Source organism: Pseudothioglobus sp. nBUS_23, assembly GCF_051201565.1.
Taxonomy (GTDB): domain Bacteria; phylum Pseudomonadota; class Gammaproteobacteria; order PS1; family Pseudothioglobaceae; genus Pseudothioglobus.
Genome location: NZ_CP179200.1, coordinates 350,380 through 373,318, shown reverse-complemented (window position 1 = coordinate 373,318; position 22,939 = coordinate 350,380). Strand labels below are relative to the sequence as shown.

Genomic DNA, 22,939 nt, shown 5'->3' with positions numbered 1-22,939 from the left:
ATTGAACTAAAGTAATTACTATTGCAATATGATTTAACTATTATTTTTTAGCTCTAGTAGCCTCATGTTCAATAAGGATATCAATAACTTTAAAAAAAGAAAAATTGTAATTCCAATTTAAGATCTTTTTAGCCTCTTCATTATCTCCATAAATATCATAAATTTCATTTGGTCTAAATAACTCTTTTTTCTCAACAATAAGTTTTTTATCAAGACTAAGTTTATCAAAAACATATTCTACTATATCTCTGAGTAAAATTGATTCTCCAGAACAAATAATGATATCCATGGGCTCCTTGTGTTGAAGCAATTTCCACATGGCCTCAACATACTTTTTAGCATAACCAAAATCCCTTCTAATCTGTAAGTTTCCAACTTCAAGAAAGTCTAGCCTCCCCTCTTTTATTGCAAAAGCAGAAGTGATTATCTTTCTAGTAAAAAAATTTTCAGCTCTGAATGGTGACTCATGATTAAATAAAATTCCATTAGATGCAAAGACATTAAAAGACTCCCTATAAGTCTTCACCATAAAATAAGACGCCACCTTAGAAATAGCATAAGGGCTTATTGGACTCATTGGCGTTGAGAGTTTAACTGGTAATTTGTCCACAACACCATACATTTCACTGCTTGAGGACTGATAAAACCTACTATTTGGAGAAAATTGTTTTATCGCCTCTAGCAAATTATGAGCTGAACTAGTATTAAAATAAAATGTATCAATAGGGTGTTCAAACGAATTACCAACTGAACTTTGTGCTGCCAAATTATAAATTTCATTTGGCTGGTATTTTTGTAAAATTCGTTTAATGCTTTGAATATTCATCAAATCTAAATTTTCTATCATAATGTCTTCAGCGCTAACTCCTATTGAATTTAGTTTATTGAAAGACATTTTAGTTTTAGGTCTAATTATTCCAACAACATAATATCCTTTATCAATTAGGAGTTTTGCAAGGTAAATTCCATCTTGGCTGGTTATTCCAACAATAATAGCAACTTTCAACTGAGAACCTCATTGTAGATTTTTTTTGTCTCCGAAGCTGTTATTTCCCAAGAGAAAGAATTAAGCCTTTTGTATGCATTTGAAACTAGTTTTTGCTTTGCTGCCTGGTCAAATAGAATTTGTGAAATGCAATGATACATGGAATCAACATTTTCAGGATCAAAATAAACCGCCCCATCCAAGGCTATCTCAGGGAAAGAGCTGGCATCACTGCATGCAACTGGACAACCACATGAAAATGCTTCCAATAGGGGTATGCCAAAACCTTCATATAAAGAGGGGAACACAAATAATAATGCGTTTTTATATAATGAAGAAATTGTATCATCATCTATATTAAACTGAATAAATCTCTCCTCTAAAGAGAATTTTTTAAACAAGCTTATCTCAGAATCTTCAAAATTATTACCACCTGCACAAATAACAAACAGATCAACATTCTCATTAAGTATTTTTGATATGGCAACTACAAATCTTTCAAAATTTTTATACAAACCCCTATGCCCAACAAATAAAAGATATTTTTGAGGCAAAGATGGCAATGATTTCATAACACTATTTTTATTAAGTGAACTAGCCAAATACACAACTCTTATCTTAGATTCTTGAATATTGAAAATTTCAATTAAATCCTTTTTTGTATTTTGAGAAATAGCAATAATTAAATCAGCTCTTTCGCATAAAATCTGCTTCCTACGAGACACCTCATCATCATAAAACTTTTCATGAATCATGTCATAAACTGTCAATATAAGTTTTTTATTTTCAACTAGCTTTAAGTAATATACATCATAGTAAGTTGGATGAATTATGTCAAAATCTTTAACTTTTAAAAAGAATAGAAAGGCTATCCTATTGATTAAAAATAATAATCTCTGTTTTCCCTTAATTGTTTTATTTGGTAAAAATTGATAATGCTTAACGAACTGACCATCACTGATATATTGATTATTTGAGAACAGTAACGGAGCTGATGCTTGAATATCATTGTTATTAAATTTTTTTAGTAGTTCAGAGAAATACCTAGAAATACCTCCATATTTCTGTTCAGTAAAAATATAACTATCATAAATAATTTTCACTTGGATTTAAGCTTTTTTATAATCTGATTCATATCATCCCCAGTTTTTGAAGAAAGAAAAGAAGAGATTAAATAATATAGACCTAATCGATTCATTTTTAAAATAAACCAAAAAAGTAACTTACTAATTTTTTTTCTTGTTAACAGGTGAATCGAACTTTTATTTGAGTACAGATTCAACTTATACTTCTGAGCTAAAAATTCTAGAGTCTTTATATTATAGAAAGAAATATGCTGACCATGTTCAAGTCCATAGTACCACCATTTATCTGGCGCTTGAATTTCATTTGATGATAGGTCTGTTGAAAACAACAAACTATCAGTTACCTTTAGAATATTCTCTAATTCAACTAATGGATATTCAAAGTGCTCAAATGCTTCAAAGGCTGTTGCCATTTCATATTTCTTATTTGAGCTTAATTCAAAACCTCTTGACAATAAATTACTACTATATTTATCAGTCCAGTAAAAGTCAAAACCAATATCTCTCATCACTCTAGTTAAAATTCCGTAACCTCCCGCAAAATCTAAAAAACTCCTTTGACGATTAAATAAAAAAAATATAATTAAAGTAGTGATTTGAGACATATTTCGGTTTCTAACCATAATTCCAGTATCTGAAATATTTATTGATTCACTGTATGCTTCTTTTAGCCAATAAGGCTTTTCAGTTTGCAAAAAATAACAATTTTTACAATGAAAATATTGAATTTGATATTGATTAAGAATCTCAGCCTCAAAAATTAAAGAACTTTCATTTCCACATATCTTGCATTCCATTTGATTTGGATTAATAGTCATAGAAATAACTTTTTAAATTTTTTAAACCTATATAAAAATCTTCTTTTAAAACTAGGGAGAAATTCTTGTTCAATAGCCTTATCATCAAGCAATTTATTATCAAATATAAAATTAGGGTGGATTAAAGGAAGGTGAATCTGAAAACTCTCAGCATTATTATGGTGAGATTCAATATTAACAGTGTGGGTTGCATCTGGAGAAAATCCAATATTTGTTACAAGGTTAATATGAGGTATAACAGTAAGCATTGAATTTTGCCAGCTAGCAAATAGCCACTGATAGTCCCAAGTATTTGTTATTCCATTATTGGCTATTTTTTTCCAATACTGTTCTTCTCTTGAACTCCTTGTTGCTGCACTTAACCCACCTAGTTTTATAAAATTATTAAAATGTTCATATTCTACATCATACTTTTGCCATGCTCTTCTCCAGCTTGCCCAGCCCCAAAACCTTACATATCTTGAAAAATAATAACTTTTTTCAAAATTATGGTTATTTATTGGAGCGTTCCCAGCAATCATTCCAACTCTTTCGTCCTGTTTATAATAATTCAATAATTCTTCACAGTACTTAAAAAAGCTTTGATTTGGCAAAGTATCGTCTTCTAAAATAATACCCATTTCTTCATTTTCAAAAAACCAGTCAACAGCCCCACTGCAAGCATATTTACAGCCTAAATTTTGCTCACGAAATAATTTATAAACTTTGCAATCCCAATCAATATTCGATACAACATAATTCCTGATTGACTCAACAATTTCTTTCTCTTCTGGAAAACTTTCTCTAGGACCATCTGAAGCAAGGTAAATTTTTTTAGGTTTACATTTCTTGATTGATTCAAAAACTCTCTTTGATTCAGATAATTTATTAAAAATCATAAAAAGTATAGGAATATTAAATTGATCTATATTTAAATCATCTTCATAATTAACAATAGTCACAATTTGATTTCCTTAATGTAATCTTGAATTGATTTAGATGCACTCCAACCTAATGCCTTTGTCTTATCAGAAATGACTTTTGCATCCATTCTATTGCCTTTTCTTTCAGGAATCATTTCAATTTCTCCACCAAACATTTGTGCAATATCTAAAACGCAATAAGCATCTGAATTTCCTATTCCAAAATCATCCCCAAGACCTTTTTGTCCAACAAGAATTAACCCTGAAATTATGTCATCGATATGTGTGAAGTTTCTTTTTTGAGTTCCTGGGCTCACAACTTTTAAGGGCATCCCCTTAATTGTTTGCTTTTTAAAAATACCAATTAGGGTGGCATAAATACCTTCATCAATTTCTCTTCCACCATAAACATTATAAAAATAAGTAATGGCATAAGAGATGCCATACCAATCTCCATAATTCTTGACAAGCTCAGTATTAGAAGCCTTTGTCCAGGCATAAGGACTTTGATTTTTTCCTGTTCCACTGTCAGCAAATTTAGTGCTACTGCCGCAGTAAATTAACTTAGCTCCAGTTTTTTTAACAAACTCTAACACCTTAAAAGTTCCCAAAATATTTGAATTCCAAACAATTTCATGGTCTTTGAAGCTCCTCTCTACCCTAGAATATTCACCAAGGTGATATATAACGTCAGGTTGAAAATCGACAAGTAGATCAATATTTTCAGTATCTCCTCTAATGTAATTTACTCCATTAATATGATTTTTTACTGAACCAGTAAAGTAATTATCAAGAGAATAAACATGATAATTAGAATTTTTTAAAAGCTCTTCACATAAATGACTACCTATAAATCCAGCTCCGCCAGTAACCAATATTTTTTTTTCTAGTTGAATCATTTTTTTGTCAAAACCTCATTTTGTTATGCTTTATAGCTCCTCCAAGGGAAGAGTATTGCCAACAACATTAGTTTAATATTCTTCCTTGTTTTTATGTAGATAAAATCTATGAAAAAGCTGGTAACAAAGAAAGAAACATATGAAGCATAAATTGCCCCTAGAGATCCAAATATCGGAATCAAAATATAATTTAATAAAATATTAACCATAGTTCCTATAAACATAGTGTAGAAGGAAAATTTCAATAAATTATCGTTAACAATAAATACGTGTCGCGCAACCCCCATATTTGCAAAAAAAAGTCTGAATGTCATTGCACTCAATAAAACCACAGAATAGGCATAATCTTTTCCAAATAAAAGAAAAATTATCTCTTCTGAAAATAAATAGATAGGTAAAGCTACAATGATAAATAAAACAAAATTTAGCCTGTAATAGTCATATAATTTAGTCTGATATTTTTTAAATGAATGTTTTTTCGCCTCAACAATTGAAGGCATTATAGAGCTCATCAAAATCATTGGTATAAAACAAACACCCTCTATTAAATATAAGGCTGTACTATAATATCCAACATCAATTTGCTCCATCATAGTTCCAATCATCACTTGATCAACCCTTGCCTGAATCATCAAAACTGCTGAAGCAAAAATTACTGGCCATGATTCTAGTAATAACTCCTTCGCTCTATTAATTTTTGGACGCCATTTAAACAAACTTCCTTTTTTAGATACATAAACATAAATTAGACTAAAGAACACCAAAATTGAGTCTAATAAAGTCATCAAAGCGAAAGCAATTAGAGCAGAATTATTAAGAATTAAAGCAATTTTAATTAATGAAATTAGAATAAAAACAGAGTTTTCAACAATAACAACATATCTTGATTCAACTTGGGATTCAAACCAATACTTAATTGGCTCGGAGGATTTAAACAAAAGAGATATTGCAAAAACATAGATTAATGACTGAAATATTTTATCATCTGGGCTTAATACCATTGAAATTGTAATAACAAAAAATACAGCAAAAAAACTGCCAATAACTTGAAGCATGAACGCACTACCAAGTGTCACGTTTGCTTCTTCTGGGTTTTTGACCAAATCTCTAACAAGAATTGCGTTTAGACCCATAGTAGCAAAAGCTGCAACCATTCCCACTATTGCAGAAGCATAATTAAAAATACCAAACTTTTCAGGGCCAAGGTATCTTGCAATCCATGCACCAACGAATAAACCTACAGAAAGTCTAATTATCTTATCAAGAAAAAGCCAGTTTAAATTATCTAGAATCTTAATTAAATTTTTTCTATCACCTAGTTTCTCGATAACAAATTTAGGAAGAAGATTCATAATATTTCTTTTTGACCAATGAATTCAAAAAAACTCTAACAACTCTATTTAGCTATCTCACTTCAATGACACTTGACCAAGAAGGTTGTATGCCTGGATGTGATTCTACTTTTGTTTTCCAGCCATACCAATATTTAGGAAAAATGACTTTTTCTTTTTTTTTCATTAAATATGATCCCCACCATGAAAAAGTACTATTAGAACAAATTCCATATTCACACAAAGACATTAAAGCTAAATCTACTAGAGGATGATTAGTTGATATATATTTATCTGACTCACTTATATGCCTAAATGCCTGCTCAACATAATCACTATCATCAGATAAAAAAATAAAATAAGGATCTCGAATATCTTTTTTAATCATTTCAAGAGCTGATTTGTAGTAAGAAAATGGCAAATTAACTCCCTTTTGATTATTAAAGGTTTCTTTTAAATAATCTCCTCTTCTTAAATGAACAAAAACTTTTTTTCTCCCATTTGGAAAGCTAGAAAATATCTCACTTGCTTGCTGAATAAACTTTTTTTTCAATTCAAAATGAATTTTATTAAAATCTAGAATGTATTCACACTGAAAAAAATCAGTTTCTAAGAAGTTTATTGGAATTAAACCCTTCTTTTTTGAATTTTTATACAGATAGAAGCCTTTATCATTTCGTCTGTGCTCATATAAATTAAATACCCTTTTTTTTGCTAACCATACTAAGGTTGGGAATAATAGGATCCGAAGTACAGAGTTTATTACTCGACCAGGCGTATAAATAAAAAAGTTTGAATCATTGAGTTCCACACCCTCTTTTAATTCTTGCATTCCTCCTAAACAAAATATTTTTTCATTTTCTTTTGAAATACTTCTCAAGTATGCATATTGAAAAAACTCATTTCCAATTCCCCAAGAAGAATAATAAATGATCATTGTAATTGTCTTAAAAAATCATCATATGCAATTCTTAATCCATCGACTAATGAAACTTTTGGATTCCATCCAAGATGATTCAATTTTGAACTATCTAAAAATTTCCTCTGCACGCCTTCAGGCTGAGATTTATCAAATTTAATTGAACCCTTGAAGTCCACAATCTCAGCTATGCAATTTACTAATGTTTCAATTGACATATCCCCACCATAACCAACATTAATATGACTACAGTTTAAATCAACAGATTTAGAATAAGTGTCATTATTTAAATTCATTATAAAAATAGATGCAGAAGCCAGGTCATCAACAAATAAAAACTCTCTTTTTGCTTTTCCACTTCCCCAGACATTCAATGTTTGATTCATTACTTTGGCTTCATGAACTTTTCTTATTAGTGCAGGAATAACATGACTATTTTTTGGATGATAGTTATCTCCAGTTCCATATAGATTTGTTGGAATAATACTTCGATAACTCAAGCCATGACTTTCTCCATATTGTTTGTTATAACTTTCACACATTTTTATTCCAGCTATTTTTGCTATTGAGTAGGCCTCATTAGAAGTTTCAAGTGGGCCAGTTAATAACAAATTTTCCTGCATTGGTTGCTTTGATAGCTTTGGATAAATACTACTAGATCCAATAAAAAGCAGCTTTTTGACTCCATTTTTAAAGGCAGCATCAATAATATTAGTTTGTATCATTAGATTTTGATATAAAAAATCAGCAGGAAAAGTACTATTAGCTAGAATGCCACCAACCCTCCCTGCAGCAATGAAAACTTCATCTGGTGATTCTCTTGTAAAAAAGTCCGATACTTTACCTTGGTTTGTTAAATCAAGTTCTTGATGTGACCTAGTTAAGATATTAACAGACTCTTTTGAAAGCTGCCTGCAGATTGAACTTCCAACCATTCCATTATGGCCAGCTACATAAATCTTTTTTCTCATCATAAAATTTATAAATAGAAATCATGAATTAAATTACAAACTTTTTTAATTTGTGAATCTTCAAGCTGACCCGAAGAGGGCAACCATAAGCCATTTTCACCAACAAAATCAGAAACAACAAAACTACCAGGAATTTTGTATGCTAATTGTTTATTAATTGGTGGGTACATTACTCTAGACCCAACATTTTGATCTTTTAAATAAGATATCAAATTTTCTCTATCTTCCACAAGACAATCAATGAACCAAGGGGTTGTATAAGATAATTCTTGATTGAAAAACTGTATTTGAGAAACCTCTTTTAATAGCGCTTTATAAAGCTTTAAAATTTGTTTTTTTCTATCTAATCTCCAAGATAATTTTTTCATCTGCTCTATACCAATACAAGCTTGTAGTTCTGTAAATTTAAAGTTATAGCCTATTTCATCATGAATATCATTACCTCCAACACTCCTTCCAAAGTCTTTTAATTTTCGTAATTTATTAGCTACCACATCATTATTAGTAACTACTGCCCCTCCCTGACCAGTAGATATAACCTTAGGTGCAGAAAATGAAAAACTACCCACTAAACCTGCTGTACCCATATGCCTCCCATCAGGAAAATACGAGCCCAATGATTGAGCTGCATCTTCTATTAGAACAAGTCCTCTCTCTTTACAAAGTTTTTCAAATGAATCAATTCCTGACTTTGGATACCTTCCATTTGCAGTAACAAGCATTATTGCTTTTGTTTTTTTAGTAATTGCCTTTTTGACGAGTTCTATATCTAAACATAAGGTTTCTGGTTCAACATCAACAAAAACAGGCTCTGCTCCAAACAATTTGATTGAATTAGGTGTCGCCACCATAGTGTAATTAGGAACAATTACCTCATCATTCGCTTTAATTCCAGCTGCAATTGCTGCTAGCGTTAAACTGACTGTACCATTATTTACGACAACGCAATGCTTAGCTCCTATAAACTCAGCAATCATTTTTTCAAATCTTTGCGTTCTATGAAACTCAGTTATAAAGCCATCTTCATCCATATAATCACTAATGGCTTTTTTTTCTTCCTTTCCAAACCAAGGACGCATTTGCATAATAAAATCATTCATGCTTTTACAGCCTCAACATTTAAACTAATTAAAATTCCATTTTCTTTATCCATATGCGGAAAATATGCTTGTGAGTGATCATCATAGTCTCTATGAACACTATCTCGCCAATCATACTTCGCCACATCTTCAAAACCACTTTCATTAAGTAACTTAACCAAACTAGTAAAGTTATAAACAGTCTTATGATAAATTTCTATTTCCTCCTTTTGTGTTTTTATATTCATCTTTCCAAACAATGGCCCTAGAATATTATTAATTTCCCCTGTGTTTTGATAAACCTCAATTAATTTGTCAAAATCAGGGACTGCGATTCTCAAAATTCCCTTTGGCTTTAATACTCTTCGCCATTCTTTTAATACTTCTTTTGCCTTATCACGATCAAAATATTCAAAATTATGAGAAGAGTAGATTAATGAAACCGTGTCATTTTCAAACATTGATAGATTATCTATGTTGCATTGATAATCAATATGCTCCATATCTAACAAATCAATATGAATAAAACCTTTAATATATCGAGACCAACAACCTAAATGTAATTTCATTATAAGATCTATTTATTATTGAACTTTTTCTTATCTGAATCAACATTAATAAATGGGCCATTTTTTGATTCTATAATTTGAGTATCGTCTTCAAGTATCTCATAGCCATGCCCGCCATAGCCAAAAACTGCTAGATCACCTTGATAGAGAACATAATCTTTAAAAAACTCCTCTTTTTCAGTGAACAAAAGCACTTTAACTGAACCTTGTTTGACATAAATTGTCTCTTGGGTTCTTGTTGCATTGCGATCAAACTCCTTATGAATATGAGAATCTAATTTTTTACCCTTATCGTACCACCAAGAACCTACCTGCACAAATAACTCATCTGGCGTAACAAAATTTAAACCTTTAACCCAATCTGACTCACGGTAAATTATTGAGATAATTTGATTATTATGTTTAATCTTTTCCATAAAAAACTCCTATTTATCTCTATCTGACAAAATGGGCTTTTTACAGTCCCACTTAATACCTATTTCTTCATCATTCCATCTGTAAGTAAGCTGCTGATCAGCATCAATATAGTTTCCCTCATATGCCAACTTATAATGATATAAAGCATCTTTACTTTTTACGTGATATGCATTGCCCATCATTGGAGGTAACAATATCAAAATTTGATTATTATGACTAATTGTAAAGTCTGCCCAATGCATATAAGTTTGTGATTCTTTCCTAAGATCAACCACAACTTGTTGAATTTCACCATGAATACAGGTTACCAATTTCCATGATTTACTATCACCATGAATACCCCTTAATACATTATTCTTTGAAAAAGAGAATTTATCATGCTTAAAAAAAAGGCCTTCTGGAAGTAATTCGTCAATCTCACTATGTAAAAATGAAGTCCATATATTGCCTCGTGCATCTTCAGAGATAGATGGGGTAATGATCAAAACATCATTTATTATATTAGACTTCTCAATTTGAAAATCTATGCTCATTCTTTGCCACCATATTCTTCATTTTCTAAATCATATCTAACCATTCCAGAAACAAGCTCATTAAAGGATATTTTTCTTGTCCAATTTAATTCATCTTCAGCCTTAGAAGGGTCGCCCAATAATATTTCAACTTCAGATGGGCGAAAATACCTCTCTGCAACTTTAACAAGGACATTGCCTGAACTAGAATCAATGCCTTGTTCATTTACACCAACTCCCTGCCATGAAATATCAATGGACACCTCCTTAAAAGCTGCTTCAACAAACTCCCTAACAGTGTGAGTTTCACCTGTTGCAATCACATAGTCTTTTGGTGTTTCTTGCTGCAACATTAGCCACTGAGCATAAACAAAATCCTTGGCATGCCCCCAGTCTCGTTTTGCATCCAAATTACCAAGCTCTAAATACTCTTGCTTACCTTGAATAATTTTCGCTACTGCCTGAGTTATCTTTTTGGTAACAAAAGTTTCTCCTCTTCGAGGCGATTCGTGATTAAATAAAATTCCATTACAAGCAAAGAGGCCATATGACTCACGATAATTAACTGTGACCCAATATGCATATAATTTTGCAGCTCCATATGGAGATTTTGGATAAAAAGGTGTTAGTTCATTTTGTGGCTCTGTTCCAGGAATACCTCCGTATAGCTCCGATGTAGAAGCCTGGTAGTACTTACATTTCAACTTTAAATCAATAATTATATCTAATAGTCTAATGGCTCCAATTGCATCAACATCAGCAGTATATTCAGGTACTTCAAAAGATACAGCAACATGGGACTGTGCTCCTAAATTATAGATCTCATCAGGTTGTATTTTCCTCAGAATTCTATTAAGGTTGCTTGAATCAGTTAGGTCTCCATAGTAAGTAATAAAATTTGGATTAGAATCTAGGTGATCAATTCTAGATGTATTAAAAATCGAAGTTCTTCTAATAATTGCATGCACTTCATAATTTTTTTCTAGAAGTAACTCAGCTAGGTAGGACCCATCTTGACCAGTCACGCCTGTTATAAAAGCTTTTTTCAATTCTTTATCCCTCAGTAGTAAAAATAATTCTAACTTTAATATTGATATTCTATTTTTTTAAAGCCTTCCATCAACTTCATGAGCTTTTAAGATATATTTTATATCATAAAGAACAAAATTATCTTTACCAAAGTCATTTAATGTCGCAAGTGGAATATTTTTAAAATGATCATGTGCCACTGCTAGAACAATGCCATCATATTTGTTATTTAACGGCTTTTCAATGATATTTATACCAAATTCTTTGAATGCGTTTTCTTTTTCAACCCAAGGATCATAAACATCAACGTTACAACCTAGATCTTGAAATTTTGTAATCAAATTAATAACATTAGTATTGCGCAAATCAGGGCAATTTTCTTTGAATGTAAGGCCCATAACTAGTATATTTGCATTTAAGAAACTAATATTTTTTTTCTCCATAAGTGATGCAACTTGATTTGCAACATATGACCCCATACCATCGTTCATTCTTCTACCAGATAGAATAATTTCTGGATTATGGCCCAACTCAAGTGATTTATATGCTAAGTAATATGGGTCAACATGAATACAATGACCTCCAACCAACCCTGGCCTAAATGGTAAAAAATTCCATTTAGTTTCTGCAGCTAGAAGAACCTCTTCTGTATCAATCTTTAGCTTTCCAAATATTACTGAAAGTTCATTCATAAGGGCAATATTTAGATCTCTTTGGGTATTTTCGACAACTTTTGATGCCTCAGCAATTTTTATACTACTAGCCTTATGAGTACCTGCTTTAATAATTTCTAAATAAAGATTATCAACTTCATTAGCTATTATAGGGTTTGAACCAGAAGTAACTTTTTTTATATTAATTAGTCGATTAACCTTATCACCAGGATTTATCCGTTCTGGAGAGTAGCCACAAAAAAAATCGACATTGAATTTTAAACCAGAATATTTTTCTAGAATTGGAACACAAAATTCTTCTGTAGCTCCAGGATAAACAGTGGATTCATAAATTACAATATCGTTTTTCTTTAACACACTTGCGACACTTTTTGAAGAACCCTCTAAGGCATCTAATTTTGGAGATTTGTCATCATTAATTGGTGTGGGAACAGTAACTATATATATTGAACAACTTTCAATATCTTTTAAATCAGATGTAAAAGATAGTTGGGAAGAGTCAGATAAGTCTTTCGATCTAATTTCTAGGGTACTATCGATAAATTTTTTTAGTTCTGAAATCCTACGTTTATCAATATCATATCCAACTACTTTGCGTTTCTTTCCAAACTCTACAGCCAGAGGGAGGCCAACATATCCAAGTCCAATAACCGCGATTACTTTTTCAGCCATTTAGATAATCCAATTGAAATGCACTATCTATTTTAATAAAAGTAATTTAGTGCCAAAGAAAAACATTTTATACCATTACGTATTTAATAGTAGCTTCTGTATGAAATATAAGCCTCTAGCTGATATTTTATAACTTGCTTAATTAATATAGTATTTATTATAAAATATCAATTAATGAGTTACTTATAGTCAAATATAGTCAAATATGAATTTCAGTGATATCAATTTCAACAATAAAATAATACTAATTACTGGTGGCGCAGGATTTATTGGAAGCAATCTGGCTTTTTATTTTCAAGAAAACTTTCCAAAAGCTAAAATAATAATCTTTGATTGTTTTAGGAATGAAAATACCTTTTCTAATGGGAATCTCCATAGTTTTGGACACTATAAAAATCTCATTGGATTTCAAGGTGATGTTATTTGTGGGAATATCAATAACAAAGATGACTTATCATTGCTGAATGATCACAATTTTGACTATATTTTTCATCAAGCTGCAATTTCTGACACTAGAGTTTATGATCAAGAAATTATAATGCAAACTAATGTTAATTCTTTTTTTGATATTCTTAATTTAGCAAAAAAACATAGCTCTGTTCTGGTCTATGCAAGCTCTGCTGCAACATATGGCAGTCTTCCTTCTCCTCAAACTGTCGGCAAAGAGAGTCCTGAAAATCCATATGGTTTTAGTAAGTATCTGATGGACCAAATTGCTATTAAATTTGCAAATGAAAATCCTGAGATGTCAATCGTAGGATTAAGATTTTTTAATGTTTATGGGTCAAAAGAATTTTTTAAAGCAACTACATCATCTATGGTTATTCAGCTTGGACATCAAATTCTAGATGGAAAAAAACCTCGTCTTTTTTATAATTCTGATCAAATTTATAGAGACTTTATTTATATTAAAGATGTTATACAGGCTAATATAAAAGCTTGTAGTCCAAAGAAGAATGGTGTTTACAATGTTGGCACAGGTAATCCTAGAAGCTTCTTAGATATTGCTGAAATACTTCAAATCAATCTCAAAACTAAATTTGAAATCGATTATTTTTCAAATCCCTATAAAGGCTACCAAATGAATACAAAAGCCAACATTAAATTGACTTCGGAAAATATTGGCTTTAATCCGATTTATTCTCTTGAGGAAGGGATAAAAGATTACATTCCAGAAATTAAAAAACTTCACCGTGAAGATATTAAATGATTAATTTCAAAGACTCAAATCCTAGGATACTTGTAATTGGCGACTTAATGATAGATCACTATCTTTGGGGGTCATGTAAGCGAATATCGCCCGAGGCACCTGTTCAAGTTATTGATGTTACAAATGAGAGTTATTTTTTAGGCGGTGCTGGTAATGTGGTTAACAACCTTCAAGCATTAGGTGCAGATGCAGAAGTCATTAGTGTCATTGGTAAATGTGATGTTTCTAATAAATTAATTGAATTGTTAGAAGATATTAATGTTAATACAGACAAACTCGTAATTCAAAAGAATCGAATTAGTAGTAAAAAAAGTAGAATAATCTCCTCACAACAGCAAGTAGTTCGTTACGACCGAGAGAGTACCGACGAAATAGATGAAAAATCTCAAAAAGCAATTCTTAATCAACTTAAAAAGAATATTGTGCATTATGATGTTATCCTTCTCTCAGATTATGGAAAAGGCCTACTCACCCATAAATTAACTGAGTCGATAATTTCAACTGCTAATGATCATAACAAGAGAGTTCTTGTTGACCCAAAAGGTCAAGATTACTCTAAATATTCTGGTGCATTTCTTTTAACACCTAATAAAAAAGAAGCGAGTGAGGCAACTAATATTTATATAACTGATGAGGTCACTCTTGAAAAAGCTATTAAAGCCCTAAAAAATCAACTTAATCTTAAATATTCTATTATTACCTTGAGTGAAGAAGGTGTTGCAGTCTATGATAAGGATTTACAGATACACCCTACTGTTGCAAGACAAGTATTTGACGTAACAGGTGCGGGTGATACGATTTTAGCGTCTCTTGGATTTGCCCTCTCATTGAATAGCAATATTGACAGTGCTATTAAATTTTCAAATCTATCTGCTGGAGTTGTAGTTGGAAAGATTGGTGCTGCAACAGCAACCTTAACTGAAATAATCGAATATGAATCAAATCTTAATAAATCCACAAGCGATCAACACATAAAAAATTGGAAAGAGATATCATCTATTGTTAATGAGCTAAAGTCAAAAAACAAAAAAATTGTATTTACTAATGGTTGCTTTGATATTTTGCATACTGGCCATGTAAAATATTTAGAGCAATCCAAAAGCTTTGGTGATGTTTTAATAGTAGGGATGAATTCAGATAAATCAGTAAAAAGTATTAAAGGAAATAATCGTCCAATTAATGCTGAACTAGATAGGGCTTATATCTTAGCCTCTTTAGAGGCAGTTGATTATGTCGTAATATTTGATGATGAAAATCCCTATGATTTAATTAAATTAATTAAACCAAATGTTTTAGTTAAAGGGGGTGACTATGAGGGAAAAGAAATAATTGGAGCTGATATTGCTGAGGATTTGAAATTAGTTAAATTTATTGAAGGAAAGAGCACTTCGAAAATTATCAATAAAATTCAAAAACAGAAATAATTCAAATTATGAAAAATGAAATTCAAAATGAATTAGATGGACACATTCAATCAATAAACCATCTCTCAGAGATAACTGATGAGATTGCCAATGCCTCGCAGCTTTGTATTGATATTCTCAATTCAGGAGGTAAGATTCTTCTATTTGGTAACGGTGGAAGCGCTGCAGATGCACAACATATTGCAGCAGAGTTGGTAGGAAGGTTTAAATTAAAACGGAAAGGTTTGCCGGCTATAGCACTTACAACCGATACGTCGGCTCTCACTTCAATTGGTAATGACTTTGGCTTCAATCATATTTTCGATCGTCAAATTGAAGCATTAGCTGTTGATAAAGATGTTGTTATTGGTATTAGCACAAGTGGTAATAGTCAAAATGTTATCAATGCTCTTCAAGTTGCATCAAATTTATCTTGCAAAACAATTGGATTAACTGGCATAAATGGAGGTATTATGAATGAAATTTGTGATATTGCAATAAAAGTTCCATCTAATAACACCCCCCGAATTCAAGAAATGCACATATTGGTTGGCCACATAATTTGCCACCTGATTGATCAAAACTTTACTATTTTGTAATAGATTTAACTGCATCTAAAATTTCAGACGCTCTAATTAATTTCATACAGTTATGATGCCCTAATGGACAGGTCCTTTTCATGCAAGGCTGACAGTCTAAGTTTTTTTTTACAATAATATTTTTGTTGTTTTTCCATTGAGATGTTTCTTCATCCCTGGTTGGTCCAAAAATTGATACTGTAGGGACTTGGAAAGCTGCAGCAATATGCATTGGTCCACTATCCCCAGTTATAAATAAACTTAAGGTTGAAATTTTCATTATTAACCCTTTAATGTCAGTTTTCCCAGCTAAATTAGAATAATTTGTAACACCTTTCATTATTAAAAGCTGTTCAATTTCATTTGCAATATTTTTTTCCTCTGAAGCTCCAAAAATAATGATTTCATAATGTTGAGCTAATTTTTTGGCTAACTCTGCAAACTCCTCTGAATACCATCTTTTAGAGCTTCCATATGAAGCTCCTGGATTTATACCTAAGTATTTTTTATCGGAATTCATTACAGGAGTCTGGGAATATATTTTTAAATTTCCCGCTTCTAAGTTTAAGTTCAAACTTTCATTTACAAAAGAATTATATTTTTCAACTTGGTGTCTAGACGGATATTTATTTTTGTTAAATTGAAATTTTCTTTTAGAGGAGATAAAAGCCTTAAACATCTTTGCACGCAAAGAATTCCTGAAAGATAAAAAAATATCAAACTCATTTAACTCCCTGAGTATTCTAAATAAATTAGAATGTTTGTTTTTTAAAATATAAGTTTTGACTACTTGTGGATGATTGTCTATTATTTCAACTGAAGCCATAGAACCAACGATTGTTATTTGAGAATTAGTGTATGAATTGGCTATATTTTCAATAGCAGGAAGTGCCATAACTGCATCACCAATCCAGGTTGGCAGTTCAATTAATATCTTCATTTGACTAACTTATAGTGTTTTTTACTCAAATCTAATTTAAAAATTGACTCAATTCTTTTCATCTTTTGGTGTTTTATCTCTTTTTTATTTAACGTGTAATTATTGTCAGCATGATAAATACCATCTGACTTAGGGAGCCAACTAGAAATAATTTCTGGATGATCGCCATTAAACTCTCTAATAATTGACTGATCGAATTTAGAATAGTCGATTATCACTGGATCTTTACCCCAATATTTTTGAACTTTCTCACTTTTGAGATTCATTTGCTGTTCAGTTCTAATCCATCCATAATGAAAACATTGAACATCAACTTTTTTTGCCTTTGGATATCGTCCTTTTTTGTTGCCATCTAAAATAAGCCAAAATAGCCCATCAGGGGCATAGGATCTCACAGAACTCTTTATCACTCTTGCTTCAGACCGATACCAACCAGGCGAATCAAGGTAACTATTTGCATTTCCATAAAAGTGAAGAAAGTCAAAAACTAATGCCTCAACATTAGAACTATTTAAATATAATTTCATTGAATCTTTAATTTTTGATAGATCATTTTCATGATAAAGCTCATCGCCCTCAATGTAGAAAAGCCAATCTCCTGTACAGTTAAATTGTGCAATCATTTTCTGCTGACCATAGACATATCCGCGATCTTTCATATTCTCATTCCACTTTGACTCAATAATACGAATTTTTGAATTCTTTATTGATTTTATTAAACTCAAAGTATCGTCTTCACTTTCACCAACATTGACAATGAATTCATCAACAATTGGTAATATAGATTGAATTGACTCTAAAAAAGGATATCCGAGTATTTGCCCATTTTTAATAAATGTAAATCCGCTAACTTTCATTTGATTTTAATTACTACCTCAAGATTAGATGCAAGAATTCCTTTAGATTGATTTGAAATTAGTCTGATAAATTTTTCAGTTAGTTTAAATAAAATAAGTTTAATTATTCTAGAAGGAGCTTTTTTTATTTTATGTCTGAAAATAAATGGCCTAATGTCTCCTCTGTATTTAACAACCTCTAAACCTAAATTTTTACACCAGAAATGCAATTTAGATAATGTGACAATATTGCAGTGTGTTGGGTCTCCATGCTGATTCCCCAAACCAAGTGGGCTTGATCCATTTGGAAATCGAAGAAATAATGAACCATCTTCTACAAGTTTGTCCTTTAATTGATTAAGAAAAATTTCAGCTTCAGCTGCCTCTATATGCTCAATAACATCAAATAAGACAATTAGATCATATTTTTTTTTACTATCAATTTGATCTATTGAGCTAAATACAGAATAATTGTTATTTTTTGCATTCTCAACAAGTTTGATATTCGATTCTACCCCATCACAAGAATAACCCATTCTATGGGCATATCCTAAAAAAGATCCATTACCAAAACCAACCTCTAGAATATTTGCACCATTACTTATATGCACTAATTTTGAAATATTATCAAAATAAGCCCTCTCTAATTTAGAGAAATTGGCAAAAGTACTTTCATCCCAATCTTTCCATTCTAAATAAATATCTTCATTCATATATATTTTTTGATTAATTTAAAGATAGATTATCAACATTGCTTTTGATAGTATTTAAATAATCATCAATATTATCTTTAGTTAGCAAGACTCCATTTTTCATAGAACTTGATTCATCATTATCAAAAACTTCTCTAAATATCATGTTACTAACCTTAGGTTTAAAATGCCATCCGTTATCAATAAAATTATTTGTTTCTTTGGTTATTTCATTTGCTCCATAAAAAGACCAGACCTTAGCATCAGTATTTAGAACTAGATTTCTAATTGCTTTTAGATACTTATTTTGAATATCTTGAAAATTAGAAAATAAAGCATAGAAAGATACATATTTTGGAAAAATAATAAAAATATCATTCTTAGTTCCCAAATTAGCCAACTTAATTATTTCACTAGAATAAGTATGATAATTAGAAAAATTTGCTTTACTTATATCATTGTTTATTCCAGTATTTTTGACAGCTAGATCATATAAAAACTCATCACTGCGTGAATTCTCTTCGTCAAATTGTTTTAATAGATTTTCGCTTTTGAAGGATTTAATAAGATGCTGAATCGATCTAATGCTGATATCACTATTAAAGTATTTTGTAAAAAATCTCTTTCTATTAAGTTCTTTTTTGTAAATTAGTGACCTATTTTCAAGCTCCTTAAATTTTTCTCTACTTTTATTTAAAGAAAAGGCATCAAAGCTATAAATAAAAAATTTACCCTCTTTTTTAACTTTTTCTGCAAGTTCAAGATTTTCAACCAATGTTGCTCCATCTATTTTAATATTGTGTGTGTTTTTATCGGTTATATCCTCAATTAAAAGTGGATTCACTCGAGCCATTCTGGAGCTACCAATCAAATAATAAAAACCTTTAGAGTTTATTCTAGCTGAAGTCACATTGGGTTTGTTAAACATAGTTAAATTTTTGATAAATTTACCATCTTTAGAATTGTATCCATATGGATCAATTAAATAATTTGCAGTGATAATAAAAAATATAAATATTAAGAGCAATAAAAATAGTTTTTGAATTTGTTTTTTATACAAAATTTTTTTTAAAAATTGAAATAAATAAAATTAACATTTTTTTCTAAATGCATTAATGAAACCGTAAATAATAAAACAATAAAAAATAGGGACTTATTATTTGGTTTATTTTCACTGATGATTTGATTAGAGTTATTTTTAAACAAACAAATATAAAAAGCAATTAATATCCATAAAGTAACCTCTGTATCACTATTGAAGTTATAAAAAACTTCCCCAAATTTAATGTCTTCTGTTTGGAGGAAAAATATCTTTTCCATGAAAACTGGAAGAACTATTCCTGAAAATCCGAACATTCCTTTTAAAACTTTTATTGCTTCTTCCCAATTTTCCGCCCTAAAGAAAATCCAAGTTAAATTTATGAAATTAAATGTTATGAACCATGCGCATAAATTGTTTATCTTTATATTTAGTTTTGACCAAAATCTATGAATGACGACACCAAACCCATGCATTGCTCCCCAAAAAACAAAAGTCCACCCCGCTCCATGCCATAACCCACCAATTAAAAAAGTAGTAAGTAAATTTGTATAGAGTCTAAATTCCCCTCTTCTACTTCCACCCAATGGAATATAAATATAATCTCTTAAAAATCTTGAAAGTGTAATATGCCACCTTTTCCAAAAATCTCTAATGTTTGTTGATTTATAAGGACTATTAAAATTAATTGGCAATCTAATATTAAATAGAAGCGCAATACCTAAAGCCATATCGGTATAACCTGAAAAATCAAAATATAGTTGAAAAGTATAAGATAGCGAAGTAACCCATGCCTCTATTAGAGTTAAGCTATCCATTAAATCGAAACCATTTGTTGCCCAAATAGCGAAGCTATCTGCAATAAAAACTTTTTTAAATAGGCCAATAGTAAAAATTAATATCCCCAAATAAATGTTTTTATAGTTTATTAATTTATTTCTAGCTTTGTTAAACTGGGGCATCATTTCCTTATGGTGAACAATTGGCCCTGCTATTAATTGAGGGAAAAAAGTTACAAATACAAGGTAAGTTAAAAAACTTTGTCTCTCAACATACCCTTTATAACTGTCAACCAAATAAGCTATTTGTTGGAATGTAAAAAAAGAAATTGCCAGTGGCAAAAGTATACTAAACGTAGCATAATTTCCATTAAATGCGTAGTTGATATTCTGGATAAAAAAATCACTATATTTAAAATAGCCGAGCAATAAAAGATTAAATAGTATTCCTATAACCAAAAAAAGCTGTTTAACCTTGACTCTCAAAACTAAAATGCCAATCAAATAATTGACTAAGATAGAAAATAAGATTAATGGCAAATACTTAATATTCCACCAACCATAAAAAAATAGGCTAGAAAGAGCTAAAGAAAGTGTTGCTAATCTTAAAAAATCTAGCTTATTTAAAAAAAAATATAAGCTAAAAGCAAGAGGAAGAAAAATAAAAATAAATTGATAACTACTAAACAACATTATTTGAATTATTCCTATTCAATAATTTCATTTCAAAACATTTATCCCCTAAAACTTCTGCTGCGAAATCAATTAGATCATCAACAGAAAAGCCTTGTAGGCTATTATTTGAGTCTGAAAAAATAGTTCTTGACCAGTCACTTAAGGGTGAAAATAATTCATAACTTTCAATATTATTTTCATGAATTGTAATTACTGGAATATTAAATGTTGAGGCTATATGAGAGATTGATGTATCAGGAGTAATTATAAGATCTAAGTTACTAATTAAAGCTGATGCGTCAAGAATGCTTTTTGAAGTATAAGCTGGAATTACGCAATCTAAATTCATTTTTGAAAGATTTTTTTTAACTCTTTGTTCATTTTCTGGACTGGAAATTACAATAATTATTATTTCTCTGTTTATTTTAAAGAGGCGTGTACAAATTTCCTTGAATTTGTTGAAACTAATTTTTTTTCCCTTTACTGCGCCTTCTAAATTTATTCCAATCAGAAACTTCTTAGGAAACCTAGAAATAAAATCCTTAGCCTTAAGACTTTGTTTTTCAGTATAAAAAATCTCATATTGATTTGATAAAGGCACTATATTAAATGGCTGCAGAATAGAAAGCCATATTTCCCTGAAATGACTATGCTCCAGTTTTTCAGTATAAAAGTCATAGATTTTTAATTCATTGCCATTAATACCATATCTTCCATTTTTTTTAACTGAGATAACTTTTTTTGGATTAATCAATCTTAATCTTATAATTGCATGCCTAACTACCGAATGATCAAATTCAAAACAGACATCAAAATTTCTTCTTCTTAACTTTAATAAAATGAAAAAATCAAGCAATATGTTAGTTTTATTAAGATATATTTTATCCACATACGGATTATTTTTTATAATCTCATAATTGGTCTTACTTGCTAAAACATTAAGCTCAATATCTGGATATGCTCTTTTAAACTCTCTGAATACTGGTGTTGTTATAACCATATCCCCAATCCTGTCATAACGAAGCATTAAGACACTAGAGGTTTTTTTAAGATCAAATTGAATATTTTTTTTATTAGAAATTCTTAATAATAGCCAACCTTTAAATTTATTAAAATTTCTCATAAAAACTTGCTAATACCATTTTTGCAATAAGTCATTTTTTGCTCTATAGCTTTATGAAGCAATAAGTCATTTTTTTGCAAACTTTTTCTACTAGCTTCATTGTGCCAAAGATGAAATTGAATAGCTGATAATTTTAGTGATTTACGATTAATTCCCTTATTCATTAATCTTACAACAAACTCAGTATCTTCACGACCCCACCCTATAAAATCATTATTAAACCCATTTACATTAATGCAATCTTCGCGAAAAAAAGACATATTACAAGTCTTGATACCTTTAAGGTAATTTTTGTTAAGCGAAAAAAATTTAGAAAAAATATTAGAATGAATTGAATTTAATCTATTTTTTATACCACTTTGAAAAAAATTTATTTTTGTTTGTTTTTTCTTCATAACTTCGTATGTCTTCTGCTCAGTAAGCAATGCACGAGAACCCTGAATAAAGAAATTAGACTTTGCATGCTTTAAGTGATCACTGATAAACTCAGGATGAAGGATCATATCACCATCAATAAGAACAATATATTCACTGGATGCTATAGCTATAGCTTTATTTCTTGATTGTGCAGCTCTAAAACCTAAATCTTCTTGATAAGAATGAAAAAAATTTAAATCAGAATCTTTAAAAAACTCAGTAATCAAATTTTTAGTACTATCACTACTTCCATCATCAGCAATAATTATTTCTGACGGCTTAAGAGTCTGTTTCTCTATGCTTTTAAGAACTAAAAATAAAGATTCAGGCTGATTGTAAGTTGTAATTATTAGACTAATACGCATTTATTTGTAAATAAACTCTC

The 22,939-nt window shown here is 30.3% G+C and carries 24 protein-coding genes; 3 read left to right on the top strand and 21 right to left on the bottom strand.

The window, feature by feature from the left end; translation table 11 throughout:
• Positions 1–40 precede the first annotated feature (40 nt).
• The 14 genes from ACMAZA_RS01865 to ACMAZA_RS01800 are packed head-to-tail and all read right to left on the bottom strand — an operon-like array spanning position 41 to position 12,862.
• Entirely contained in the window at positions 41–1,006 is a 966-nt protein-coding gene (locus ACMAZA_RS01865; protein WP_435189523.1) for a GDP-mannose 4,6-dehydratase, read from the bottom strand.
• A complete protein-coding gene (locus ACMAZA_RS01860; RefSeq protein WP_435189521.1) occupies positions 1,003–2,088 on the bottom strand; it encodes a glycosyltransferase family 4 protein in 1,086 nt (361 codons plus the stop codon). Before ACMAZA_RS01860 ends, ACMAZA_RS01865 begins: the two co-directional genes overlap by 4 nt.
• A complete protein-coding gene (locus tag ACMAZA_RS01855; protein ID WP_435189520.1) occupies positions 2,085–2,888 on the bottom strand; it encodes a class I SAM-dependent methyltransferase in 804 nt (267 codons plus the stop codon). The genes ACMAZA_RS01860 and ACMAZA_RS01855 overlap by 4 nt, the downstream gene beginning before the upstream one ends.
• A complete protein-coding gene (locus ACMAZA_RS01850) occupies positions 2,885–3,829 on the bottom strand; it encodes a nucleotide-diphospho-sugar transferase (protein ID WP_435189518.1) in 945 nt (314 codons plus the stop codon). Before ACMAZA_RS01850 ends, ACMAZA_RS01855 begins: the two co-directional genes overlap by 4 nt.
• Positions 3,826–4,689, bottom strand: coding sequence for an NAD-dependent epimerase/dehydratase family protein (locus tag ACMAZA_RS01845; protein ID WP_435189517.1), 864 nt, complete (start codon positions 4,687–4,689; stop codon positions 3,826–3,828). The genes ACMAZA_RS01850 and ACMAZA_RS01845 overlap by 4 nt, the downstream gene beginning before the upstream one ends.
• A 23-nt stretch (positions 4,690–4,712) precedes the next feature.
• Positions 4,713–6,041, bottom strand: coding sequence for a flippase (locus ACMAZA_RS01840; protein WP_435189515.1), 1,329 nt, complete (start codon positions 6,039–6,041; stop codon positions 4,713–4,715).
• Between the two features lie 52 nt (positions 6,042–6,093).
• On the bottom strand, positions 6,094–6,957 hold the full coding sequence (locus ACMAZA_RS01835) for an alpha-1,2-fucosyltransferase (protein ID WP_435189513.1): 864 nt from the start codon (positions 6,955–6,957) through the stop codon (positions 6,094–6,096).
• Positions 6,954–7,910 carry a GDP-L-fucose synthase family protein gene (locus ACMAZA_RS01830; RefSeq protein WP_435189511.1) on the bottom strand — a complete coding sequence of 319 codons (957 nt, stop codon included), beginning with the start codon at positions 7,908–7,910 and terminating at the stop codon, positions 6,954–6,956. Before ACMAZA_RS01830 ends, ACMAZA_RS01835 begins: the two co-directional genes overlap by 4 nt.
• Before the next feature lie 8 nt (positions 7,911–7,918).
• The gene (locus tag ACMAZA_RS01825; protein WP_435189509.1) at positions 7,919–9,010 is read right to left on the bottom strand and encodes a DegT/DnrJ/EryC1/StrS family aminotransferase; all 1,092 of its coding nucleotides are present in this window, start codon (positions 9,008–9,010) and stop codon (positions 7,919–7,921) included.
• Positions 9,007–9,558 carry a class I SAM-dependent methyltransferase gene (locus ACMAZA_RS01820; RefSeq protein WP_435189507.1) on the bottom strand — a complete coding sequence of 184 codons (552 nt, stop codon included), beginning with the start codon at positions 9,556–9,558 and terminating at the stop codon, positions 9,007–9,009. Before ACMAZA_RS01820 ends, ACMAZA_RS01825 begins: the two co-directional genes overlap by 4 nt.
• A gap of 8 nt (positions 9,559–9,566) precedes the next feature.
• Positions 9,567–9,974, bottom strand: a complete 408-nt coding sequence (locus ACMAZA_RS01815) for a hypothetical protein (protein WP_435189506.1) — start codon at positions 9,972–9,974, stop codon at positions 9,567–9,569.
• Between the two features lie 9 nt (positions 9,975–9,983).
• Complete coding sequence (locus ACMAZA_RS01810; protein ID WP_435189504.1) at positions 9,984–10,508, bottom strand: dTDP-4-dehydrorhamnose 3,5-epimerase family protein; 525 nt, start codon at positions 10,506–10,508, stop codon at positions 9,984–9,986.
• Entirely contained in the window at positions 10,505–11,536 is a 1,032-nt protein-coding gene (gmd, locus tag ACMAZA_RS01805) for a GDP-mannose 4,6-dehydratase (RefSeq protein ID WP_435189502.1), read from the bottom strand. Before gmd ends, ACMAZA_RS01810 begins: the two co-directional genes overlap by 4 nt.
• A 57-nt stretch (positions 11,537–11,593) precedes the next feature.
• Entirely contained in the window at positions 11,594–12,862 is a 1,269-nt protein-coding gene (locus ACMAZA_RS01800; RefSeq protein ID WP_435189500.1) for a nucleotide sugar dehydrogenase, read from the bottom strand.
• A gap of 205 nt (positions 12,863–13,067) precedes the next feature.
• Here ACMAZA_RS01800 and rfaD point away from each other — a divergent pair, with 205 nt between their 5' ends.
• From rfaD to gmhA, 3 genes are read left to right on the top strand one after another with little or no spacing between them, the layout of a single operon-like run.
• The gene (rfaD, locus tag ACMAZA_RS01795) at positions 13,068–14,072 is read left to right on the top strand and encodes an ADP-glyceromanno-heptose 6-epimerase (protein ID WP_435189498.1); all 1,005 of its coding nucleotides are present in this window, start codon (positions 13,068–13,070) and stop codon (positions 14,070–14,072) included.
• Positions 14,069–15,496 (top strand): D-glycero-beta-D-manno-heptose-7-phosphate kinase, encoded by a 1,428-nt coding sequence (gene rfaE1 / locus ACMAZA_RS01790; protein ID WP_435189496.1) that lies wholly within the window; start codon positions 14,069–14,071, stop codon positions 15,494–15,496. The genes rfaD and rfaE1 overlap by 4 nt, the downstream gene beginning before the upstream one ends.
• 8 nt (positions 15,497–15,504) lie before the next feature.
• A complete protein-coding gene (gmhA, locus tag ACMAZA_RS01785; RefSeq protein ID WP_435189495.1) occupies positions 15,505–16,074 on the top strand; it encodes a D-sedoheptulose 7-phosphate isomerase in 570 nt (189 codons plus the stop codon).
• Here the strand turns inward: gmhA and waaF are convergent.
• The 7 genes from waaF to ACMAZA_RS01750 are packed head-to-tail and all read right to left on the bottom strand — an operon-like array spanning position 16,064 to position 22,919.
• Positions 16,064–16,993, bottom strand: a complete 930-nt coding sequence (gene waaF / locus ACMAZA_RS01780) for a lipopolysaccharide heptosyltransferase II (RefSeq protein ID WP_435189493.1) — start codon at positions 16,991–16,993, stop codon at positions 16,064–16,066. The two genes, gmhA and waaF, sit on opposite strands and share 11 nt — an antisense overlap.
• Positions 16,990–17,850 carry a glycosyltransferase gene (locus tag ACMAZA_RS01775; protein WP_435189491.1) on the bottom strand — a complete coding sequence of 287 codons (861 nt, stop codon included), beginning with the start codon at positions 17,848–17,850 and terminating at the stop codon, positions 16,990–16,992. Before ACMAZA_RS01775 ends, waaF begins: the two co-directional genes overlap by 4 nt.
• Complete coding sequence (locus ACMAZA_RS01770; RefSeq protein WP_435189490.1) at positions 17,847–18,542, bottom strand: class I SAM-dependent methyltransferase; 696 nt, start codon at positions 18,540–18,542, stop codon at positions 17,847–17,849. Before ACMAZA_RS01770 ends, ACMAZA_RS01775 begins: the two co-directional genes overlap by 4 nt.
• Positions 18,543–18,555: 13 nt before the next feature.
• Positions 18,556–19,581 carry a hypothetical protein gene (locus ACMAZA_RS01765; RefSeq protein WP_435189489.1) on the bottom strand — a complete coding sequence of 342 codons (1,026 nt, stop codon included), beginning with the start codon at positions 19,579–19,581 and terminating at the stop codon, positions 18,556–18,558.
• 8 nt (positions 19,582–19,589) lie between these two features.
• Positions 19,590–21,032 (bottom strand): MBOAT family O-acyltransferase, encoded by a 1,443-nt coding sequence (locus tag ACMAZA_RS01760; protein ID WP_435189487.1) that lies wholly within the window; start codon positions 21,030–21,032, stop codon positions 19,590–19,592.
• On the bottom strand, positions 21,022–22,137 hold the full coding sequence (locus ACMAZA_RS01755) for a glycosyltransferase family 9 protein (RefSeq protein WP_435189486.1): 1,116 nt from the start codon (positions 22,135–22,137) through the stop codon (positions 21,022–21,024). Before ACMAZA_RS01755 ends, ACMAZA_RS01760 begins: the two co-directional genes overlap by 11 nt.
• A complete protein-coding gene (locus ACMAZA_RS01750) occupies positions 22,134–22,919 on the bottom strand; it encodes a glycosyltransferase family 2 protein (RefSeq protein WP_435189484.1) in 786 nt (261 codons plus the stop codon). The genes ACMAZA_RS01755 and ACMAZA_RS01750 overlap by 4 nt, the downstream gene beginning before the upstream one ends.
• Positions 22,920–22,939 lie beyond the last annotated feature (20 nt).

Excerpts from the sequence above, each read along its gene's own strand:
- ACMAZA_RS01855 (WP_435189520.1), bottom strand. The coding sequence starts at position 2,888 with ATGACTATTAATCCAAATCAAATGGAATGCAAGATATGTGGAAATGAA.
- ACMAZA_RS01845 (WP_435189517.1), bottom strand. The coding sequence starts at position 4,689 with ATGATTCAACTAGAAAAAAAAATATTGGTTACTGGCGGAGCTGGATTT.
- ACMAZA_RS01840 (WP_435189515.1), bottom strand. The coding sequence starts at position 6,041 with ATGAATCTTCTTCCTAAATTTGTTATCGAGAAACTAGGTGATAGAAAA.
- ACMAZA_RS01835 (WP_435189513.1), bottom strand. The coding sequence starts at position 6,957 with ATGATCATTTATTATTCTTCTTGGGGAATTGGAAATGAGTTTTTTCAA.
- ACMAZA_RS01830 (WP_435189511.1), bottom strand. The coding sequence starts at position 7,910 with ATGAGAAAAAAGATTTATGTAGCTGGCCATAATGGAATGGTTGGAAGT.
- ACMAZA_RS01825 (WP_435189509.1), bottom strand. The coding sequence starts at position 9,010 with ATGAATGATTTTATTATGCAAATGCGTCCTTGGTTTGGAAAGGAAGAA.
- ACMAZA_RS01820 (WP_435189507.1), bottom strand. The coding sequence starts at position 9,558 with ATGAAATTACATTTAGGTTGTTGGTCTCGATATATTAAAGGTTTTATT.
- ACMAZA_RS01815 (WP_435189506.1), bottom strand. The coding sequence starts at position 9,974 with ATGGAAAAGATTAAACATAATAATCAAATTATCTCAATAATTTACCGT.
- ACMAZA_RS01810 (WP_435189504.1), bottom strand. The coding sequence starts at position 10,508 with ATGAGCATAGATTTTCAAATTGAGAAGTCTAATATAATAAATGATGTT.
- ACMAZA_RS01800 (WP_435189500.1), bottom strand. The coding sequence starts at position 12,862 with ATGGCTGAAAAAGTAATCGCGGTTATTGGACTTGGATATGTTGGCCTC.
- rfaD (WP_435189498.1), top strand. The coding sequence starts at position 13,068 with ATGAATTTCAGTGATATCAATTTCAACAATAAAATAATACTAATTACT.
- rfaE1 (WP_435189496.1), top strand. The coding sequence starts at position 14,069 with ATGATTAATTTCAAAGACTCAAATCCTAGGATACTTGTAATTGGCGAC.
- gmhA (WP_435189495.1), top strand. The coding sequence starts at position 15,505 with ATGAAAAATGAAATTCAAAATGAATTAGATGGACACATTCAATCAATA.
- waaF (WP_435189493.1), bottom strand. The coding sequence starts at position 16,993 with ATGAAGATATTAATTGAACTGCCAACCTGGATTGGTGATGCAGTTATG.
- ACMAZA_RS01775 (WP_435189491.1), bottom strand. The coding sequence starts at position 17,850 with ATGAAAGTTAGCGGATTTACATTTATTAAAAATGGGCAAATACTCGGA.
- ACMAZA_RS01770 (WP_435189490.1), bottom strand. The coding sequence starts at position 18,542 with ATGAATGAAGATATTTATTTAGAATGGAAAGATTGGGATGAAAGTACT.
- ACMAZA_RS01760 (WP_435189487.1), bottom strand. The coding sequence starts at position 21,032 with ATGTTGTTTAGTAGTTATCAATTTATTTTTATTTTTCTTCCTCTTGCT.
- ACMAZA_RS01755 (WP_435189486.1), bottom strand. The coding sequence starts at position 22,137 with ATGAGAAATTTTAATAAATTTAAAGGTTGGCTATTATTAAGAATTTCT.
- ACMAZA_RS01750 (WP_435189484.1), bottom strand. The coding sequence starts at position 22,919 with ATGCGTATTAGTCTAATAATTACAACTTACAATCAGCCTGAATCTTTA.